The organism is Syntrophomonas zehnderi OL-4 (genome assembly GCF_000983115.1).
Classification (GTDB): Bacteria; Bacillota; Syntrophomonadia; order Syntrophomonadales; family Syntrophomonadaceae; genus Syntrophomonas_B; species Syntrophomonas_B zehnderi.
The window spans coordinates 94,335-110,423 of sequence record NZ_CGIH01000002.1 but is presented as its reverse complement, the minus strand read 5'-3'; the positions used below and the strand labels follow the sequence as shown (position 1 = coordinate 110,423).

The 16,089-nt window shown below is 43.3% G+C and carries 21 protein-coding genes and 1 pseudogene; 10 read left to right on the top strand and 12 right to left on the bottom strand.

The window, feature by feature from the left end; genetic code table 11:
• Nucleotides 1-168, top strand: a pseudogene (locus tag AAV90_RS14750) (IS5/IS1182 family transposase); the annotation flags it as partial.
• A gap of 68 nt (nucleotides 169-236) precedes the next feature.
• Here the strand turns inward: AAV90_RS14750 and AAV90_RS14745 are convergent.
• The 5 genes from AAV90_RS14745 to AAV90_RS00540 are packed head-to-tail and all read right to left on the bottom strand — an operon-like array spanning nucleotide 237 to nucleotide 3,312.
• The gene (locus AAV90_RS14745; RefSeq protein WP_157609450.1) at nucleotides 237-512 is read right to left on the bottom strand and encodes a hypothetical protein; all 276 of its coding nucleotides are present in this window, start codon (nucleotides 510-512) and stop codon (nucleotides 237-239) included.
• A 46-nt stretch (nucleotides 513-558) separates the two neighbouring features.
• Nucleotides 559-1,326: an ABC transporter ATP-binding protein gene (locus AAV90_RS00555; RefSeq protein WP_052729501.1), complete on the bottom strand. Its 768-nt coding sequence runs from the start codon at nucleotides 1,324-1,326 to the stop codon at nucleotides 559-561.
• Nucleotides 1,323-1,940 (bottom strand): ABC transporter permease, encoded by a 618-nt coding sequence (locus tag AAV90_RS00550; RefSeq protein ID WP_046494681.1) that lies wholly within the window; start codon nucleotides 1,938-1,940, stop codon nucleotides 1,323-1,325. The genes AAV90_RS00555 and AAV90_RS00550 overlap by 4 nt, the downstream gene beginning before the upstream one ends.
• Nucleotides 1,941-1,990: 50 nt before the next feature.
• Nucleotides 1,991-2,713, bottom strand: a complete 723-nt coding sequence (gene istB, locus AAV90_RS00545; protein ID WP_046494679.1) for an IS21-like element helper ATPase IstB — start codon at nucleotides 2,711-2,713, stop codon at nucleotides 1,991-1,993.
• Nucleotides 2,710-3,312 carry a Mu transposase domain-containing protein gene (locus tag AAV90_RS00540; RefSeq protein WP_198142785.1) on the bottom strand — a complete coding sequence of 201 codons (603 nt, stop codon included), beginning with the start codon at nucleotides 3,310-3,312 and terminating at the stop codon, nucleotides 2,710-2,712. The genes istB and AAV90_RS00540 overlap by 4 nt, the downstream gene beginning before the upstream one ends.
• Nucleotides 3,313-3,327: 15 nt before the next feature.
• Between AAV90_RS00540 and AAV90_RS00535 the strand changes: the two genes are divergently transcribed.
• The 6 genes from AAV90_RS00535 (at nucleotide 3,328) to AAV90_RS15560 (ending at nucleotide 6,014) form a co-directional block, all read left to right on the top strand.
• Nucleotides 3,328-3,666, top strand: coding sequence for a hypothetical protein (locus AAV90_RS00535; RefSeq protein ID WP_052729500.1), 339 nt, complete (start codon nucleotides 3,328-3,330; stop codon nucleotides 3,664-3,666).
• A 30-nt stretch (nucleotides 3,667-3,696) separates the two neighbouring features.
• Complete coding sequence (locus AAV90_RS14740) at nucleotides 3,697-3,888, top strand: hypothetical protein (RefSeq protein ID WP_157609449.1); 192 nt, start codon at nucleotides 3,697-3,699, stop codon at nucleotides 3,886-3,888.
• Nucleotides 3,889-3,923: 35 nt separating this feature from the next.
• The gene (locus tag AAV90_RS00530) at nucleotides 3,924-4,949 is read left to right on the top strand and encodes a macro domain-containing protein (protein WP_046494676.1); all 1,026 of its coding nucleotides are present in this window, start codon (nucleotides 3,924-3,926) and stop codon (nucleotides 4,947-4,949) included.
• A gap of 3 nt (nucleotides 4,950-4,952) precedes the next feature.
• Complete coding sequence (locus AAV90_RS14735) at nucleotides 4,953-5,129, top strand: hypothetical protein (RefSeq protein ID WP_157609448.1); 177 nt, start codon at nucleotides 4,953-4,955, stop codon at nucleotides 5,127-5,129.
• Nucleotides 5,130-5,235: 106 nt separating this feature from the next.
• Nucleotides 5,236-5,889: a vWA domain-containing protein gene (locus AAV90_RS00525; protein WP_046494674.1), complete on the top strand. Its 654-nt coding sequence runs from the start codon at nucleotides 5,236-5,238 to the stop codon at nucleotides 5,887-5,889.
• Nucleotides 5,889-6,014, top strand: a complete 126-nt coding sequence (locus AAV90_RS15560; RefSeq protein ID WP_278279287.1) for a hypothetical protein — start codon at nucleotides 5,889-5,891, stop codon at nucleotides 6,012-6,014. The genes AAV90_RS00525 and AAV90_RS15560 overlap by 1 nt, the downstream gene beginning before the upstream one ends.
• Before the next feature lie 87 nt (nucleotides 6,015-6,101).
• Here AAV90_RS15560 and AAV90_RS00520 read toward each other — a convergent pair whose 3' ends face one another.
• The 3 genes from AAV90_RS00520 to AAV90_RS00510 all read right to left on the bottom strand — a co-directional run bounded on the left by AAV90_RS00520 (nucleotide 6,102) and on the right by AAV90_RS00510 (nucleotide 7,290).
• Complete coding sequence (locus AAV90_RS00520; RefSeq protein WP_046494671.1) at nucleotides 6,102-6,593, bottom strand: hypothetical protein; 492 nt, start codon at nucleotides 6,591-6,593, stop codon at nucleotides 6,102-6,104.
• 148 nt (nucleotides 6,594-6,741) lie between these two features.
• Nucleotides 6,742-6,999, bottom strand: coding sequence for a DUF4491 family protein (locus tag AAV90_RS00515; protein ID WP_046494669.1), 258 nt, complete (start codon nucleotides 6,997-6,999; stop codon nucleotides 6,742-6,744).
• Between the two features lie 81 nt (nucleotides 7,000-7,080).
• Nucleotides 7,081-7,290 (bottom strand): TOBE domain-containing protein, encoded by a 210-nt coding sequence (locus AAV90_RS00510; protein ID WP_046494668.1) that lies wholly within the window; start codon nucleotides 7,288-7,290, stop codon nucleotides 7,081-7,083.
• Nucleotides 7,291-7,457: 167 nt separating this feature from the next.
• Between AAV90_RS00510 and AAV90_RS00505 the strand changes: the two genes are divergently transcribed.
• Nucleotides 7,458-9,314 carry a hypothetical protein gene (locus AAV90_RS00505; RefSeq protein WP_046494666.1) on the top strand — a complete coding sequence of 619 codons (1,857 nt, stop codon included), beginning with the start codon at nucleotides 7,458-7,460 and terminating at the stop codon, nucleotides 9,312-9,314.
• Between the two features lie 180 nt (nucleotides 9,315-9,494).
• Here AAV90_RS00505 and AAV90_RS13860 read toward each other — a convergent pair whose 3' ends face one another.
• Nucleotides 9,495-11,543, bottom strand: a complete 2,049-nt coding sequence (locus AAV90_RS13860) for a sensor histidine kinase (RefSeq protein ID WP_052729499.1) — start codon at nucleotides 11,541-11,543, stop codon at nucleotides 9,495-9,497.
• A complete protein-coding gene (locus AAV90_RS00495; RefSeq protein ID WP_046494663.1) occupies nucleotides 11,518-12,219 on the bottom strand; it encodes a response regulator transcription factor in 702 nt (233 codons plus the stop codon). The genes AAV90_RS13860 and AAV90_RS00495 overlap by 26 nt, the downstream gene beginning before the upstream one ends.
• A 502-nt stretch (nucleotides 12,220-12,721) precedes the next feature.
• Here AAV90_RS00495 and AAV90_RS00490 point away from each other — a divergent pair.
• Together AAV90_RS00490 and AAV90_RS00485 are read left to right on the top strand one after the other, a co-directional pair.
• A complete protein-coding gene (locus AAV90_RS00490; protein WP_046494712.1) occupies nucleotides 12,722-13,252 on the top strand; it encodes a LemA family protein in 531 nt (176 codons plus the stop codon).
• Nucleotides 13,253-13,285: 33 nt separating this feature from the next.
• Complete coding sequence (locus AAV90_RS00485) at nucleotides 13,286-14,068, top strand: TPM domain-containing protein (protein WP_046494662.1); 783 nt, start codon at nucleotides 13,286-13,288, stop codon at nucleotides 14,066-14,068.
• 266 nt (nucleotides 14,069-14,334) lie between these two features.
• Here AAV90_RS00485 and AAV90_RS00480 read toward each other — a convergent pair whose 3' ends face one another.
• Together AAV90_RS00480 and AAV90_RS14300 are read right to left on the bottom strand one after the other, a co-directional pair.
• Nucleotides 14,335-14,952 carry a hypothetical protein gene (locus AAV90_RS00480; protein WP_046494660.1) on the bottom strand — a complete coding sequence of 206 codons (618 nt, stop codon included), beginning with the start codon at nucleotides 14,950-14,952 and terminating at the stop codon, nucleotides 14,335-14,337.
• 27 nt (nucleotides 14,953-14,979) lie between these two features.
• Nucleotides 14,980-15,558, bottom strand: coding sequence for an SH3 domain-containing protein (locus AAV90_RS14300; protein ID WP_076982580.1), 579 nt, complete (start codon nucleotides 15,556-15,558; stop codon nucleotides 14,980-14,982).
• Between the last annotated feature and the right edge of the window lie 531 nt (nucleotides 15,559-16,089).

Genomic DNA, 16,089 nt, shown 5'->3' with positions numbered 1-16,089 from the left:
AGCATCCGCATTCAGGCCAAACTAACAGCCCTGGCGGTAAACTTAAAGCGGATAGCCAAACTGGTATCCGCTTCAAAAGGGTTATCTTCGTTTATTTTGAGGTTTTTATCCTGCCGGTTACAGATTAACCTACCTGATGGGCTGTGGGTAGCCGCCAGGGCGGCTTAAAAGGGTTGCTTTTTCAGTGATCTCGGACGGTTCTTCTGACACCCTTGACACCATTAGCTACGAAAAAACTATGAATATATTAGGTGAACATCATCTGTATTTACTGATAAAGTTACTATAGAGCCAACTTGTAACCCTAGTTTTTCCCATTCATTTCTAGATGTGTTTATATTCCATAATCCTTTCCCTTGGCAAGTTATCTCAACATGGGTACCATGTAATATTATTTTTTTTACTATTGCTTGCCAATGGTTTGGCAGGTTAGAAGATACATCAGTTGTTTTAGCTATTTTTATTTGCCAAGCATGAAGGGCAAGATTTATTTTTTTATTATTATAGTCCATATGTTTCTTTTTGGGTAAGGGACTGATTATCCAATCTCTTTCTTGATTAGCAAAAGATAATGAACCATTTTGTTGTGTAATTTCCAGGGATGATATTTTCGTATTGTAAAAAATTAGCCACGAATAAAGAATTAGGCTGATTAAAAACTTCTAGCGGGCTTCCTTGTTGCAAGATTTTACCTTTATCCATTACTAATAAATGAGTACCTAATTGTAAGGCTTCATTAAAATCATGGGTAACATGAATTATTCCTATTTCCTCTCTAAAGTGGATTTCACGAAGCAAATCACGTATAACATAGCGAGTTTGGGGGTCTAATGCAGATAAGGGTTCATCTAATAAAAGTATAGGCGGATTAATCAAAATTGCTCTGGCTAAGGAAACGCGTTGTTTTTCGCCACCACTTAGAGAATGGGGATAGCGTTTTAGTAAATGAGAAATTTGCATAGCTTCAGCTAAGTTATTTAATCTTTTAAGTGTAGAGTGGTCTTTATCCTTTTTTCTTGCTTTAGCCCCAAAAAGGATATTTTCTTTTACAGTCAAAAAAGGATATAGCAGGCTATCTTGATAAGCAAATCCTATCCCCCGTTTTTCTGGGGGAAAAGCAATAATATCATCACCTTGAAGCATTATTTTGCCAGTAGTAGGTTTGCGAAGTCCTGCAATAGTTTCTAAAAGCATAGTTTTACCGCAACCAGTTGGACCTAAGATTATAAGATAATCTGAGCTATTTAAGGAAAAAGTAATATCTTGTAAGGCGAATTTACCAGCTTTAACATCTAATTTAGAAACTTGAAATAAAGGTGTTATCATAGTTGGACCTCATTTTTTACTAGAGTTTTTACAATTATTAATAAAGATAAGGCTAAAAATAGCATAACAATAGCAGTCGCAATAGCAAAATTCATATCTCCTATAGACATATTTAGAAAGACTGCTATAGATAAAGTTTCCGTTTTCATCCTTGTGATTCCTGCCAGCATAGCAGTAGCACCGAATTCTCCCAAAGCACGAGCCCAAGACATCATTATTCCACCGACTAAAGCCATTTTAGTTAAAGGAATAGTAACTTTTAAGAATACTTGGGCAGGAGAATAACCTAGGGTTTTAGCTACTTTTTCCATACGTGGATCTATACTGTTAAAAGCTTGTTGAAAAGTTCTAATCGCATAAGGAGTAGCTACAAACCATTGGGCTACTACAACTCCCAGTTTGCTAAACACTACATCAATACCGATTTTGGCTAAGGAATTGCCCAATATAGGTCCGAAAAAAATTAATAAGGCAATCCCACTTATTAAGGGGGGTAGTATAATAGGAATATCAACTAAAGTATCTAAAATAACTTTACCTGGTATTTTATAGCGGGATAAAATATACCCACAGGGTAATGCTACTATAACAGCTAATGTAGTTGTGTTTGGCAAGTATAAAATACATCAGACGGCAAAAAATAAATCCAGCACCCCAGTTTCCATTATTTCCTGATCGTGGAATGTGTAAGTCTGTAGCTTTGTCCACCAAAAACCAGTAGATGACTATGGTGGATTAAGCGGTCAATAAGCGCACTGGTTAAATTCTCATCGTAGAATATGCCATTCCATTTACTAAATTCTAAGTTGGTAGTGATAATAATACTGCGTTTTTCATAGCAATCAGCTACTACTTGAAAGAGTAGCTGTGCACCCTGGCGATCCAGGGGAATATAACCCCATTCATCGCAAATTAGTAAATCCAGCTTCGCCAGTTGCTTTAGCATTTTGCCCAGATTACCAGCGTTTTGGGCATCATTTAACTCGTTGACCAGGGTTGATGTTCTATAAAATCCCACCTTCTTTCCTTGATTACAAGCTTCTACACCGATGGCGGTAGCCATATGGGTTTTGCCCGTTCCCACCGGGCCATATAGAATCAGGTTTTCCCTGTTTTTTAGGAGGACTGCAGTTTTCAAATCATCTAATGGTATTGATGCCGGTATCTCAATATGATCAAAACTGTAGCCATTAAAGGTTTTTATTACATCAAAACCGGCTTGTCTTAAACAACGGTTTTTACGGTTTAATTCCCGTCCCTTAACCTCTATTTCTAAAAGTTTAGCCAGAAACTCTTCGTGGGTATCAGCCTTAATATCTGCATAGTTCTGTACTATGCTGTTTCCCCAGCGTAATTGCTTGCAATAGTCTTTAATCAATTCTTTCATCTGCACTCACCTGCTTTCAGGAAAGTATCATAGCAGGTCAGATCAGGAGTATATATTGCCGGTGAATTTATGCCGGCAGATAATAACGGCAAAAAATCATTAAAGGTTGGTTCGGTTAATCGGCGGTAGCTTAACAGGATACTGTCAGCATCTGCTTTGCCGGAATCTAATGTCTCCAGCAAGCATATGGTTGCTGTATCCATATCTGTTTCGGTTATCATACGTACCAAAAGATTTAGGCTCTTCTTTTTTTCCGCGTAATCCAGATTATTAAAATAGTCCTGCCAGGGGTCAGGTAGTTCACGATAAAATCCGGTATATTTCAAAGCATTAGGGCGTTTGGCCAGTGTAATTAGGTAAGGCAGCCAATCCATTAGTTCCTGATTCTGGCCATATAATCGTTTATGTTTTACGATAGGCTGGTATTGTTCGTTTAATAGTTCCACCTGATGGGCACCTAGCCGCATGTATAGTTCTTTATTTGCCACCTGGGGTGATGCGGAATATATGTTTGTATCAACACAGACTTTGCCGTATTTGTTGGCCGATAATTTCTGCATACGGCCGATCGTAAATGGTTTAGCCGGCAGGGGTAGCATGGCTGTAAGGTCATCTTGGAGAAGCTCATTTATTACCCGGCCTTTAAATCCACCCTGAACCAGGTGACCGGCAAGTACCAGTTAAATCCACAGATGCTCTGCCAGTGGAAGAGCGACTTTATCAAGAATGCCGCTATGGTCTTCGAACATAACAAGGACGAGGCCGGGAAACTCAGGAAAGAGATGGAGGAAAAAGAATCCCGTTATCAACAGATCATTGGTCAGCAATCCTATGAGATTGACTGGCTCAAAAAAAACTGGCCTCAAGTAGTACGGTCGAAGTACGCAAAGCCATGGCGGAGCCTGGCAAACATCAAATCAGCCTTGCCCGGCAGGCCTTCAGCTGAGCGTTAACCGGAGCAGCCTTTACCGGCAGCCGCCGATATGTACCCAATGTACGCTTACAGCAAGAAATATGATGCGGACAGTATTATATTGCTCTATCCGCTTTCTGACAACGTAAGCAGGGATGGAATTAAGTATGTATCAGATGACAATGTCAATGTTTATGTTTCTTTCATCGACCTAAGAAATTATGATAGCAGCATTGCCAATTTGATAGCGAAGGTGTGCTAAAATCCAATAAAACCAATTGAACGGAGGGATTAGCAATGCCATTTACCATTGTCCGGCAGGACATCACAAAAATAAAAGCGGACGCCATCGTCAATGCCGCCAACACTGATTTGCAAATGGGTGGTGGTGTTTGCGGAGCCATATTCAAAGCGGCAGGAGCGGCTCAGCTTCAAGCTGCCTGTGATAAGCTCGCTCCTATTAAGACGGGCGAGGCGGTTATCACACCGGGATTCGGTCTGCCTGCTAGGTTCATTATCCACGCAGCAGGTCCCGTCTATCGACAATGGAACAAGGAGCAAAACGAGCAGCATCTCTGTTCCGCTTATACGAACTCGCTGAAGAGAGCCATTGAAAATGATTGTGAAACCATAGCGTTTCCATTGATTTCAAGCGGGATTTACGGATACCCAAAAGACGAAGCCCTTCAAGTGGCTACATCGGCAATTCATAATTTTCTTATAGATCATGACCTTGATGTGACTCTTGTGGTGTATGATAAGGCCGCATTCTCCATCAGCCGTGAACTGCTCGGAGCAGTCGAAAGCTACATTGATGAGCATTATATTAAGACTAACGAAATTAATCGAAGACAACTGCTTGATGTGGAGCGGGATGCCTTATTCAAAGGTGACAAGGATGTTAATAATTACAATAAGCCTATTTTTGAAGAGATGCTCGCTCCATCCGTTGGCGTGCCACTTGATGATTTGGTCGGAAATCTTGATGAACCTTTCTCCCAGATGCTTCTGCGACTGATTAATGCCAAGGGAATGACGGATGTAGAAGTTTATAAACGGGCTAACCTTGACCGCAAATTATTCTCCAAGATTAGGAGCAATAAAGGCTATATGCCAAGTAAGCGTACTGCCATAGCCCTTGCTGTAGCACTGGAGTTATCGCTCGACGAAACCGATGACCTCTTGGAGCGGGCGGGATATGCGCTTTCCCACGCTGTAAAGTTCGATGTTATCGTTGAGTATTTTATTACCAACGGCAAATACGATGTTTTAAAGATCAATGAAGTACTGTTCGAGTACGATCAGCCACTGTTGGGGGGATGAGGAGTGAGTTTCAGTCGTCCGTCAAAGGCATTTGCAAGATGGGGTATAAAGATAATCCCTCCTGAGTCTTTGAGTCTGCTAATTGATATCATTAACACAGAAACAAAGGATGCGTTTCAAGATGATGCATCAGATATCATCGTTCTTTTGGAGGAAGCTAAAGAAAAAATAAGTTTGTAATACATTATGGAATCTAATGAATCGTATTTGTCGCTTCTCAAGCGACCGGCCGCCCTGCCGAAATTGTTATCCTTAAGTCACAATAAAACTTAAGGAGGACATGGCAATGAAAAAAGGATTAACGGAACTGGTATTTATACTCGACAAAAGCGGCTCGATGAGCGGTTTGGAAGCTGACACCATTGGTGGATACAACTCAATGCTTAAAAAGCAACAATCCGTAGAGGGCGAATGCCTTATTACAACGGTGTTGTTCGATAACAACTACGAACTGCTTCATGATCGTATCGATCTTAAGGCGGTCAGTGCTATTACTGAAAAGGAGTATCAAGTCGGCGGCTCGACTGCACTTCTTGATGCAATCGGCAGTACGATTCACAAAATTGGTAATGCGCAGAAGCACACTGCCGAGGATTATCGCGCCGAAAAGGTAATGTTCGTGATTATTACAGATGGCGAAGAAAACTCCAGTAGTGAATACTCTGCCGAAAAGGTCAAGGCACAGATTGAAAGACAAAAAACTAAATATGGCTGGGAGTTTATCTTCCTTGGTGCGAATATCGATGCAGTAGAAACTGCAGGACGTTTTGGGATTACACCTGACAGAGCGGTTGACTATCTGGCCGACAGCGAAGGAACAAAATTAAACTATACAGTAATGGCGCAGGCAGTAGCGATATTCCGCGAAGCGGGAACCGTTGACGAGGCTTGCTTTGAGGAAATCCGCAAGGATGTAAAACGTCGGGGAGGTCGGAAATAGTGATAGGAGCGATAATACGCTATATTGTCGGTTCAATCTATAAATGGCATAACATCAAAACAAAAGATTTTCCCTTGTTTCGTGATGACTGCTTTTTCACGGATGACACCGTGATGACCCATTGATCTATTTAAAAATTATATCGCACTAAAAAGGCTGCCTATAAAGCAGCTTTTTTAGCGCAGGAGGGTAGTAAAGCTTTGGCAATGTAATCAAAACCTGGTTCCAAAATATTTTTGACTTAACAGGTAAGCAGGCAGATCCTCGTTATAATCCTCGTCATATTCTGGCGGTTCCGGACTGTTGGCAACATCTGCAACCAACGGAAGATCAGGGAAAGGCGCGCGGTACTTGCTTGCGGGTGCTGGCATTTGGTCAGCGGGTGGAACCGCAAACCCGGCAGGCGGGGAAACTCTTCTTCTAACCCCGGGAGTTGCCTGTAACGAAGAAGGCGAAGCTCGCTGTTTAAACATTTCCAGGGGAATTCCTTGATTACCAGGTTGGTTGCGGGTCATGCGCCGATTGGACTGGGGTATAGTCCGGTCTGATGGGGGTTGACTGGGGGGGGATGGCGGCATAACCGCAGGTCCCGTATTTGTCCGGGCAGATCTTCGGTTCTGGGGGATTTTAGATTTATCCTTAGCAGCGGGAGAATTATTATTAACCTTGACTACCACCCGGGAAGCATTGATTTTCTGGGACACTAATTACACTCCTTCCTGTAAAAATAACGTACACAATTCATACACTATATAGTAGCATATGCACCGCCCCAGAATTGGTGCACTAAAAAAACACGGGGGCGGTTCTCCTGGGTTTAGTCAGGCCAAATGATCGTCCCCGTGCTGGTGATTAGTGCCTGCTCAGCCGCCGCGCGGGCTGATCAAACATCTCCTTAATTGTCCACAGGTTTAAAAAAGCATTATAACCCCACCACATGGACAGGGCTTCCCCTGAACTCTGCCAGGAGAAGTATATACACAGCAATCCAATCAAGAGGAAAACGCTCCAGGGCCATACCCCGAAACGTTCCTCCAGTTTTACTACCAGGATGTGATAGAGTCCTATGGTTAATAGTACATAGAGACCAAAGATTATCCCTAAATACAAGGTCTTACTCCCTCCAGGCAGAAAATTCCTTCTTAATCTAGCCAAAATCTTGCGCTGACTCGATCCGCCCCCTGGCTGGCTTTAGTCAACAGCTATCATTATATTGGAAGCTTTTATAATCGCATAAGCTTCCTTGCCGACCTCTAGTCCTAACTTCTCAGCTGATTCCTTGGTAATAATAGAAACGACAATATCCCCGCCCGGAAGTTGTAATTGTACTTCGGTGTTAACCGCTCCTGGCGTCAACTTGACTACTTTTCCCTTTAAGTTGTTACGTGCACTGAGTTGCATCTGGCTACCTCCTTTTTTTTTAAATACATTTTATCATAAAGTATTGTTTTAAGGGCTTCACTTCTCTAGTATTTCCCAAGTCGGTTCTGTGATCCATGCAATTATGCAAGTTTAACGGCACAGCAACGTATATTAGGATAAGTTATTATTGAAAGAAGGAATATCGAATGGTACAAGTAGCAAGTAAAAAACCGCCTAAATGTTTGCTGATCCGAATCATTATCCTTTCACTTTTTTTTACAAGCGTAAGCTGTCCAGTTTACTATGCCAATGCTGAAGACATTGGTATAAAAGTCTATTGCAACGGTAAATTTCGAGGCAGCACTGCTTTTATCGATGCTAAAAGCGGTGTCGGCATGATACCTTTAGCTCTTATAGAAGGTATTCCCGGGTTGCGTTTTAATATTCGGGATAACCAGGCCTGGTTTGCTTTGAATGGACGGCAGTTGACTACGACCGTAGATAGTAATAGTTACATAATGGATGGACAGAAACATATTTGGAGGTGCGGACTTAAGCCCTGGAAATATGGCATTGCGGTTCCGGGCCGAGAATTATTGGAAGCCCTGGGTGTCAAGGTGGAGTGGGATGAGAAAAATAGAGCTATCTATATCAGCAGTCCGACCCTACCTGTTCCGATTCCAAACAAGGTTTCCAGCCAAACCTTGCCCCTGCACCTAGCTTTTATTCACGAAGGACAGTTGTGGTTGCTGGAAGCAGAAAAATCTGGGGCAAAACCGCAACCGGTTGCTACTCCCCAGGTTGCTCAAATCATTGGCTGGTCCCGCGACGGGCAATGGTTGGCTTATCTACAGCACCAGGAGGATAATAAATCTACCGGGGATTATAAGCTATGGATTGTTCCATCCGATGGACAGCAGCCCCGATGTGTGGATGAGCGACCGGTCGCTGGTGATATTCCGGTATGGTCACCGGCAGAAAACAGCATTGCTTATATAGTCAAGCAAGAAAATGACTCTCCCAACCTGACGGAAAGCGTGGAAGTTTTGACTTTAGAAAATAGAGAATGGCACCGGAGCACTTTGTTAAAAGCAGACGCTCATCAGTTGGGAAACGGTTTAAGTTGGTTTCCGGATGGGCAAAGCTTGACTGTTAGCCGGGTGCGCAACAGCAAAGAATTCCCGGCAGTTGACCGGATAGACTTGCAGGGGCGCATCAGCCGCTTGTATACTTTGCCAGCGGCTGATGCGGGAAAAGAAAGTGATGGCATCTTCGTTTACGAAATAGCCAAGCCGATATTGTCTCCTGACGGACGTTATCTGGCCTATTTTCTAGCCTTGAATTCCGCTTCTCTTAATGCGGATGGCATGAGTTTACAGATTGTTGATCTTAAGAATCCGCAAGCACCTTTTACCGTTGGTGGCAGCCTGGGCTATCAGGAATGGCTGGCCTGGTCATCAGACAGCAAGAGTCTGGTTTGTATTCTTGGGGGAGATCGTTTGGCAAGTTGCGGGAAAAAATTAACCCAGGTACAAATTAAAGATGACCAATTCCAGGTAATAAATCTCGGTCAAGCGGACAGGGTTGATACTCGCCCCATATGGGCTGAAGGCAGTCAAAAATTGTTTTTCGCCCGGGGTGTGGAAAATGAAGCCTGGCAGGATGAAGGCAGGCATCAGGAAGTGAGGGTACCTGGTCAACAGATATGGATTAATACTGATAAGGGAGCACAATCCTTAAGCACTCCAAACAGTACTCAAGCTGACTACCCGTTGTCCCTATCGCCTGACGGTCAGACTTTAGTCTTGCTGCGCCTGGATTATGCTGATTCTGGTTCCCTGTACGTGCTTAACACGAAAGATGGGCAGTTACAAAAATTCATGGAAAATCTTCAGACTGATTCCGGCTATTACGGTAACTACTATCCGGATACAACGAGTATGTACTGGCTGCCTGCCAATTTTGTATCCGCGGCTTCGCCTGAGGGGCTTTTCCATGCTAAAAAAAACGGAGTGGATACCAGCATTAAGCCCGGGGTAGAGAATCCGTCCGCAAGATATTAAACGAAACCAAAACGAAGAATAGAAAATAATACCCCGGATATTTCCGAAAACATAAAAGCCAGGTGCTTTTTAATGCACCTGGCTTTGGTTGTGCGCCCGCAGGGATGCAGTTTGACGGGTTTAAATGACAATTATACTTCGAAACGCTGGCAAATCAGCAGGATTAAAAACCCACAACGCCTAATTAGCAGACTCTGTTTTAAATCGCAGTTCAACCTTAAACAAATCGCCATCGATTTTTACAGAAAAACTTCCGCCGCAGATCTCAGTGAAGGTTTGCGCAATAGAAAGTCCCAGTCCCGATCCTTCACTGCTTCTGGATTTATCTCCCCGAACAAAGCGCTGCAGTATTTCGTCTTCTTCGAAGGTCATTTCGTAGTTGGCCGTATTTTTGATGGTGACCGTTACTTCATTTCTATCCACAATTAAATCAATAAATACCCGTGAACCTGCAAGGGAATACTTCAATGCATTCATAATTAGGTTTTCCAAGATCCGGTATAGTTTTTTGCCGTCACTCGTTATATATACAGGTTCATCAGGCGTATTTACCCTAAAAACAAGACCGGAAGCGGCAATCGGCTCTTCCATGTCGGCCAGGGTCTGCTTAACCAAACGGGGTAAATCGATTTTTTCCATATCCAGGGGCAGGTTATTACTGCTGGCTTTGGACAAATCGAACAAATCCTGAATCAGGTTTTTCAAATGCTCTGATTTTTGAGCCAGAATTTTAATGTAATCGTTTACATGTTCTGGCAGCCCGTCTTCTTTGTTCAGCAGATCAACATAGCTGATAATGGAGGTCAGCGGGGTTTTTAAATCATGTGATACGTTGGAAATAAGATCTATTTTCATGCGTTCGGATTTCATCATCTCGGTAACGGCAATATCCATACCTTCCTGGATGGAGTTAAGGTTTTGTACGGCCGGATAAATGTCGGCATCCTCTGCTATTTCCAGCTTGGTAGTCATATCGCCATTTTTGATAAGCTCAATATGATCCATAAGGCTGCCCAGATCGCTTATAGTTTCATCGTAGCGCTTTAGATAACGGTAAATGAGGTATATACCAGCACCGGCTATTAGCAAGGCAGGCAACAGTGCTAATCCGCCAGAACCGCTAGCTGCTAGTAGAAAGACAACTGATATTATAGCCAAAACAGCTTCTGCTCCAACCAGCATATAGGCTCTTTTCAGCATCGAATTTTGCCAGGGATACCTTTTTTCATGTTTGCGGTACCAGCTTAAAAAGGAGTTAAGCAAATTGTGGGTAAAAAATTTTTGCCGGTTGACGATGAGGTCAATGAGTATAAGGTAAAACCACCAGAGGCAAGCAATGATAATACAGACTACCCAGGCTATGCCCAATACTCGGTTAAACCAATTATCCCCCCAACCCGGGAACAATCTAATGCCGAATATTCCCCAGGGTACAAGAAATAGGAGTGATAGTAATAGTTTGACTTCCAGCCACATTCTTCCCATCCAGGAGGCTAATTTGCGGTCATACTCGCGCTTGGAGGGACGATTTATTATTGCAAAAACCAGCAGCAGCAGTCCCAGTACCAGGAGGCCGATGCAAATCCAGCCAATAATAGACAGGAATTGCTGATCGCCATAGTATTTGGAATAAGCGTAAGGGTTTTTAACTAGATTATCCCTGACTGCCAGCAAGACCTGGACGTCAGAATAATCTCCGGCGGGAGCGCGGTTAAAGGAATAATCAAGTAATTCCCTTGGATAAACGCTATCCAGCCTCTTTATGTCTATCACTTTACCATGGTCAATTTCCCGCAGCTTTTGCCCATCAAAATACCAGAAATAATTATATCCAGCAGGCAAGGCAGGCATCTTTCCTGAATCAGATAGGGAAGACGGCTTTGATGTGATATTCTGTACTAGAAAGTTATTTTTTTTGTTAACTGCATAATACTTTAGATTTATTCCCTCATCATCCAGTGAATTTATTGTTGCGTCAATGTAGCTGGCACCATAAGATGAAGATGCAGCTGCCAGGGAGAAAAGCTGCCCATAATAATCAGCTGTCCGTTGCTTGAAGGCGATGCTTTCTCTATAATCAATAAAAGGATCTTGCAAAACATCCCAATTTCCTCTGGAGTGCCCCAACGTAATGAAAACACTAATAAGCAGGCCAGTAATTATACTAACACCCAGAAAAAAACATATCCAGGCTGTAAACGGTTTAGATTTTTTCAATTTTGTATCCAATGCCCCATACCACCTTTAAGTATTTAGGCTCTTTCGGGTTTATCTCGATTTTTTCCCGGATACGGCGAATATGCACCATAACCGTATTTTCCACCCGGTAGGCCGGCTCTTCCCAGACCCGCTCATAGATTTCCTCAGCCGGAAAGATGCGCCCGGGAAAGCGCATTAATAGCTCCACAATCTTCATTTCCGTAGCGGTCAACCTAACCGGTTCGCCGTCAACCGTTAAGGTGCGGCTTTCCAGGTCAAAACACAGCCCGCCCGATTGCAGGAGGTTGGCCCGGTTGGCGACATTGACATCCCCCAGGCGCAGATACCGCCTTAACTGAGACTTGACCCGCGCCATAAGTTCCATGGTGTTGAAAGGCTTGGTAACATAATCATCGGCACCCATGGAAAGCCCCAGTATTTTATCCGTATCCTCGGATTTGGCAGACAAAATGATTATGGGAATGTTTTTCTCTTCTCGAATCTTCAGGGTCGCCGATAGCCCATCCATTTTTGGCATCATCACATCCAGGATAATTAGCTGTATGTTCTGGTTGCTGATGATATCGAGTGCCTGTAGTCCATCAAAGGCCTTTAGCACTTCATAGCCTTCATTCTGGAGGTTAATAGCGATGGCATTTACAATTTCCCGATCATCATCGACCACCAGGATCCTGTGTTTCTCCATATAAATATACCACCACCTTTCGTTAGAATTTCGTAAACCCGTGAGCCTTGGTTAAATCCTACCTAGCGAGTCTTACGAAAAACCGAACCTATTCCTTAAGTTTTTCTTACTTTTGCTTTGCAGCCGGGCATGAAGATATCTATAAAGATGACTCTAAGGATACTTAGGGTCTCTACTTCCTGGGCCCATTAAATCAAAATTGCGATCATTGTGAAGAAGTAAAAGATTATTTTATTGCTGTCAGGGCAATTATAACATCAATTTTGCAGCGCGGTGTTATGCACTTACGACACAAAGTCGAAAATAGAATCGGCCTGCTTTTTCATGGGTGGTGTCTCTTCGCCTAAAAAAATGTTTTGGGCGGAAAGGCAATATATTACATAGGATGTAAGGCATATATTAATTGCCGGATTAGAATTAAATATAATAGAATATAACTGTATTATTTTTAGTGTATCCAAGGGGGAGATAATTAGTGAAGAACCGGACTTTGTGGATCGTTATGGCAGTTTTAGCTATCGTCCTCATAGCAGGTGTTTCCATGTACAACGGTATGATTAGTACCAATGAAGCCATTGACAGCAAGTGGAGCCAGGTGGAAAACCAGTTGCAGAGGCGCTCTGATCTGATACCAAACCTGGTTGCAACCACCAAGGGCTATGCTGCCCAAGAAAGGGAGATATTTACCCAGGTGGCTGAAGCTCGCAGCAAACTGGCCGGAGCTAATACCGTGGGAGAAAAAGCTCAGGCTGATGCCGAGTTGAGTGATGCCTTGAGTCGGTTGCTGGTAGTGGTGGAAAGATACCCGGAACTAAAATCAGATGCCAACTTCCGCCAATTAGCGGATGAACTGGCTGGAACTGAAAATCGCCTGACAGTGGCCCGCAAGGACTATAATGATGCAGTGCAGGCATATAACACCCGCATTAAAAGATTCCCCAGTAATATGGTGGCTAATATGGCTGGCTTTACCGCCCGGGAATACTTTAAGGCTGCTGAAGGTACCCAGGAGGTACCCCAGGTTCAGTTCTAGCACAGGCCTACTAGTTCATCAGGAGATGATAACGTGCGCAAGAAGTCGCTGCTGATTATAAGTATTATAATACTGTTGGTATTTGCGGTCCCTACGTTGGCAGCTATGGACATACCCCAACCGGACAGCAATTTCTACTGCCTTGATAATGCCGGTATGTTGGCACCGGAAACCGAGAATGCCATTATTGACGCCAGTAAAAACCTGGCTGAAAAGACGGGGGCTCAGATTGTCGTTGTTACCGTTCCTGCTTTGGGGGAAGGGGTGGTTCTGGAGGAATACTCCCTGGAACTGTTTCGCCGGTGGGGAATAGGGGATAAGGAGAAAAATAACGGGGTCTTATTGCTTATTGCCCAGGAAGAAAGAAAAAGCCGGATTGAAGTAGGTTATGGTCTGGAGGGAGCCTTGCCCGATGCCAAGACGGGACGGATTCAGGACAATAATCTAATTCCCTTCTTTAAAGAAGGGAATTATGATCAGGGTATTATAACAACCTATAATGCACTATTAAAGGAAGTAGCCGCGGAATATGATGTTTCCTATCAGCCGGCTTCAACCGGCACATCCAGTCAGCGGTCGGCAGCTAATAAAAATGGCGTGTCCTGGCCGGTTGTTATTGGCATATTAATTGTTTTATACATTATATACCGTATTAATCGTTCTGGCGGAGGTTCATCCGGCGGCCCCCGCAGCGGAGGCGGAGGAGGATACTACCCAGGCAGGGGCGGTTACTTTGGTGGCGGAGGTTTCGGTGGCAGCCGAGGTTTTGGTGGAGGCGGTTCCGCAGGCGGCGGCGGCAGCAGCCGCGGCTGGTAAGGTGTGTGGCCTCCGGTAAGGCAGAATTCACCCCGGTTGGGTTTTGCGGCCTTTTCATACTTTTTATTTCAATCAAAGCATTGAATCACAATGTGTCTGATATCGTTGGAGACGCTTCTGGTACCCTCCCGTTAATAGGAGCAAATATCTGTCTTCATTTCACTGATATATTTGCAATAATTTCACTAGTATCAGGGGTACAATGACCCCTGATACTGCTTGACGAGTATTTGTTTCCTTATTAATATACTGTCAGCTTAAAAGCATTATGGCCCGTACAGTTCCCGGTCTCTCTGGACTACGAAGTCTTCCTCGCCAAGTTCAGTCTTACGTTCATGTACCACCGTTTTAACCTGGGAGATATCCAATTTCTTCACGTCGTTACCGTTTCTATACAATATGGCAGTAATTCTATCCTCCCGATCAATTTGAGTCCCAAATCCCCAGCGTAAAAGACCAACTGGGAGCAATTCATCAGTCGTAGCTAACCCCATGTCAATGAGCTTTTGTGTGTCTTGATGCAAGTACTGGAGCCTTTGAAGATCAAAAGGAGCCAAAATTTCTCCAGGTTTGTTACTAGGCATCAAGTATTCCTTCCCGCCAGCACCAATTAAAATAAGCTCCCCAGTGGGGTCAATTTTGATATCCTTTCCCGCGTTGTTATACAACTGTGCATTAATCATAACGATATCTGGAAGGTCATTGTATGCCGGAGCTGGATAGTACTCTACCCGATCTACCTGCAGGGTCATTTTCCCCAAATTCAATTTGGGCGGATCTTGCGCTTGGGTGCTAACTCCGTAGTAGGCTATCCCAGTGACCAAAACTGCTATAACCAATATGAAAATAGGCATTCTGGAAATTCGTTTAGTAAATTTCATCATTGTAAATAATCCCTCCCTACGTATCAATTAATTAAGAGCAAACCAGTAATACGATGGGCCAGAAACCTTATATCTGCCATAAACATATGCAGTGGATACAGGGGCATAATACCATCCTCCACTATCGTGATACCTATTAAACTTTGTATAGTCAGCATTACTAAGAGAATAACAGGGAAGATTAAGCCAACTTCCGGAAGAGCTTTCATAAACGACAAAGCCATTTGCTGAAATTCGATACCCAGAATCATTCAAGTTTGAATCATAAATGAATTTGGCAGAGCCGCTTTGATTACTGGCTACTGTACTGGCATTGACATAATTAGTAGCAACCCAGCCTTGGTTCCACGCACTGCTGCTCGGGTTCCAGGCCTGTACCTTCAAGAATCCGTTTTGGCTTTGTCCAAGATAGACACAAGCTGTTCCTTCCGCCATTGTGAAGAGAACTGATGATGACGTATTCGGTTGGCTGCGCAAATTAACACTAGTGGTCGTTACATATAGAGGTTCTGCCATTGCGGGTACCGACGGTGCAGCAATAATCAGGAAACTGAACACCATAAATATCGTTAAAGGAGCTACCCAATATTTTTTAATATTATACACTTCTTATCCACTTCCTTCCATGAATAATTAATTGCCCAAAGCGATAATCACAACAGGGGCATTTATTGACCAGAGAGCAAAAAGGGCTGAATTAGTCCGCATAGCACAAAAACCGGAATTTCCTCCACTTGATTCTGTTTATTCACCTCACCCCTTGTGATCACAATTGTAATTCGTACGATACACTTATAATAATCCCCAGAAAATACAATTTCTATAGAAAATCCTAGATTCTACATTTCCAGGCCTAAATACAACACATAAGGGCCTGGATTGCATGGATTTCGGAAAGCAACAATAATAAAATGGCCAAAGCCCTAAAATGTAAAAAATAGGAAAAATATGTTATTTCCATGCCCGTAAATGGCATATTTATATTTTAGGGGAGGAAAAATAGGTTTATATTGAATATTAAAGTAATATATTTTCAGGGGACAGCTATTTGGAAAGCATTCTTGATGAGGTAGAGCATGGAAAAGAAACATCAACATAAGGTAATTGTCTCCGACCGGGCTCGTCAGATGTTGGCGG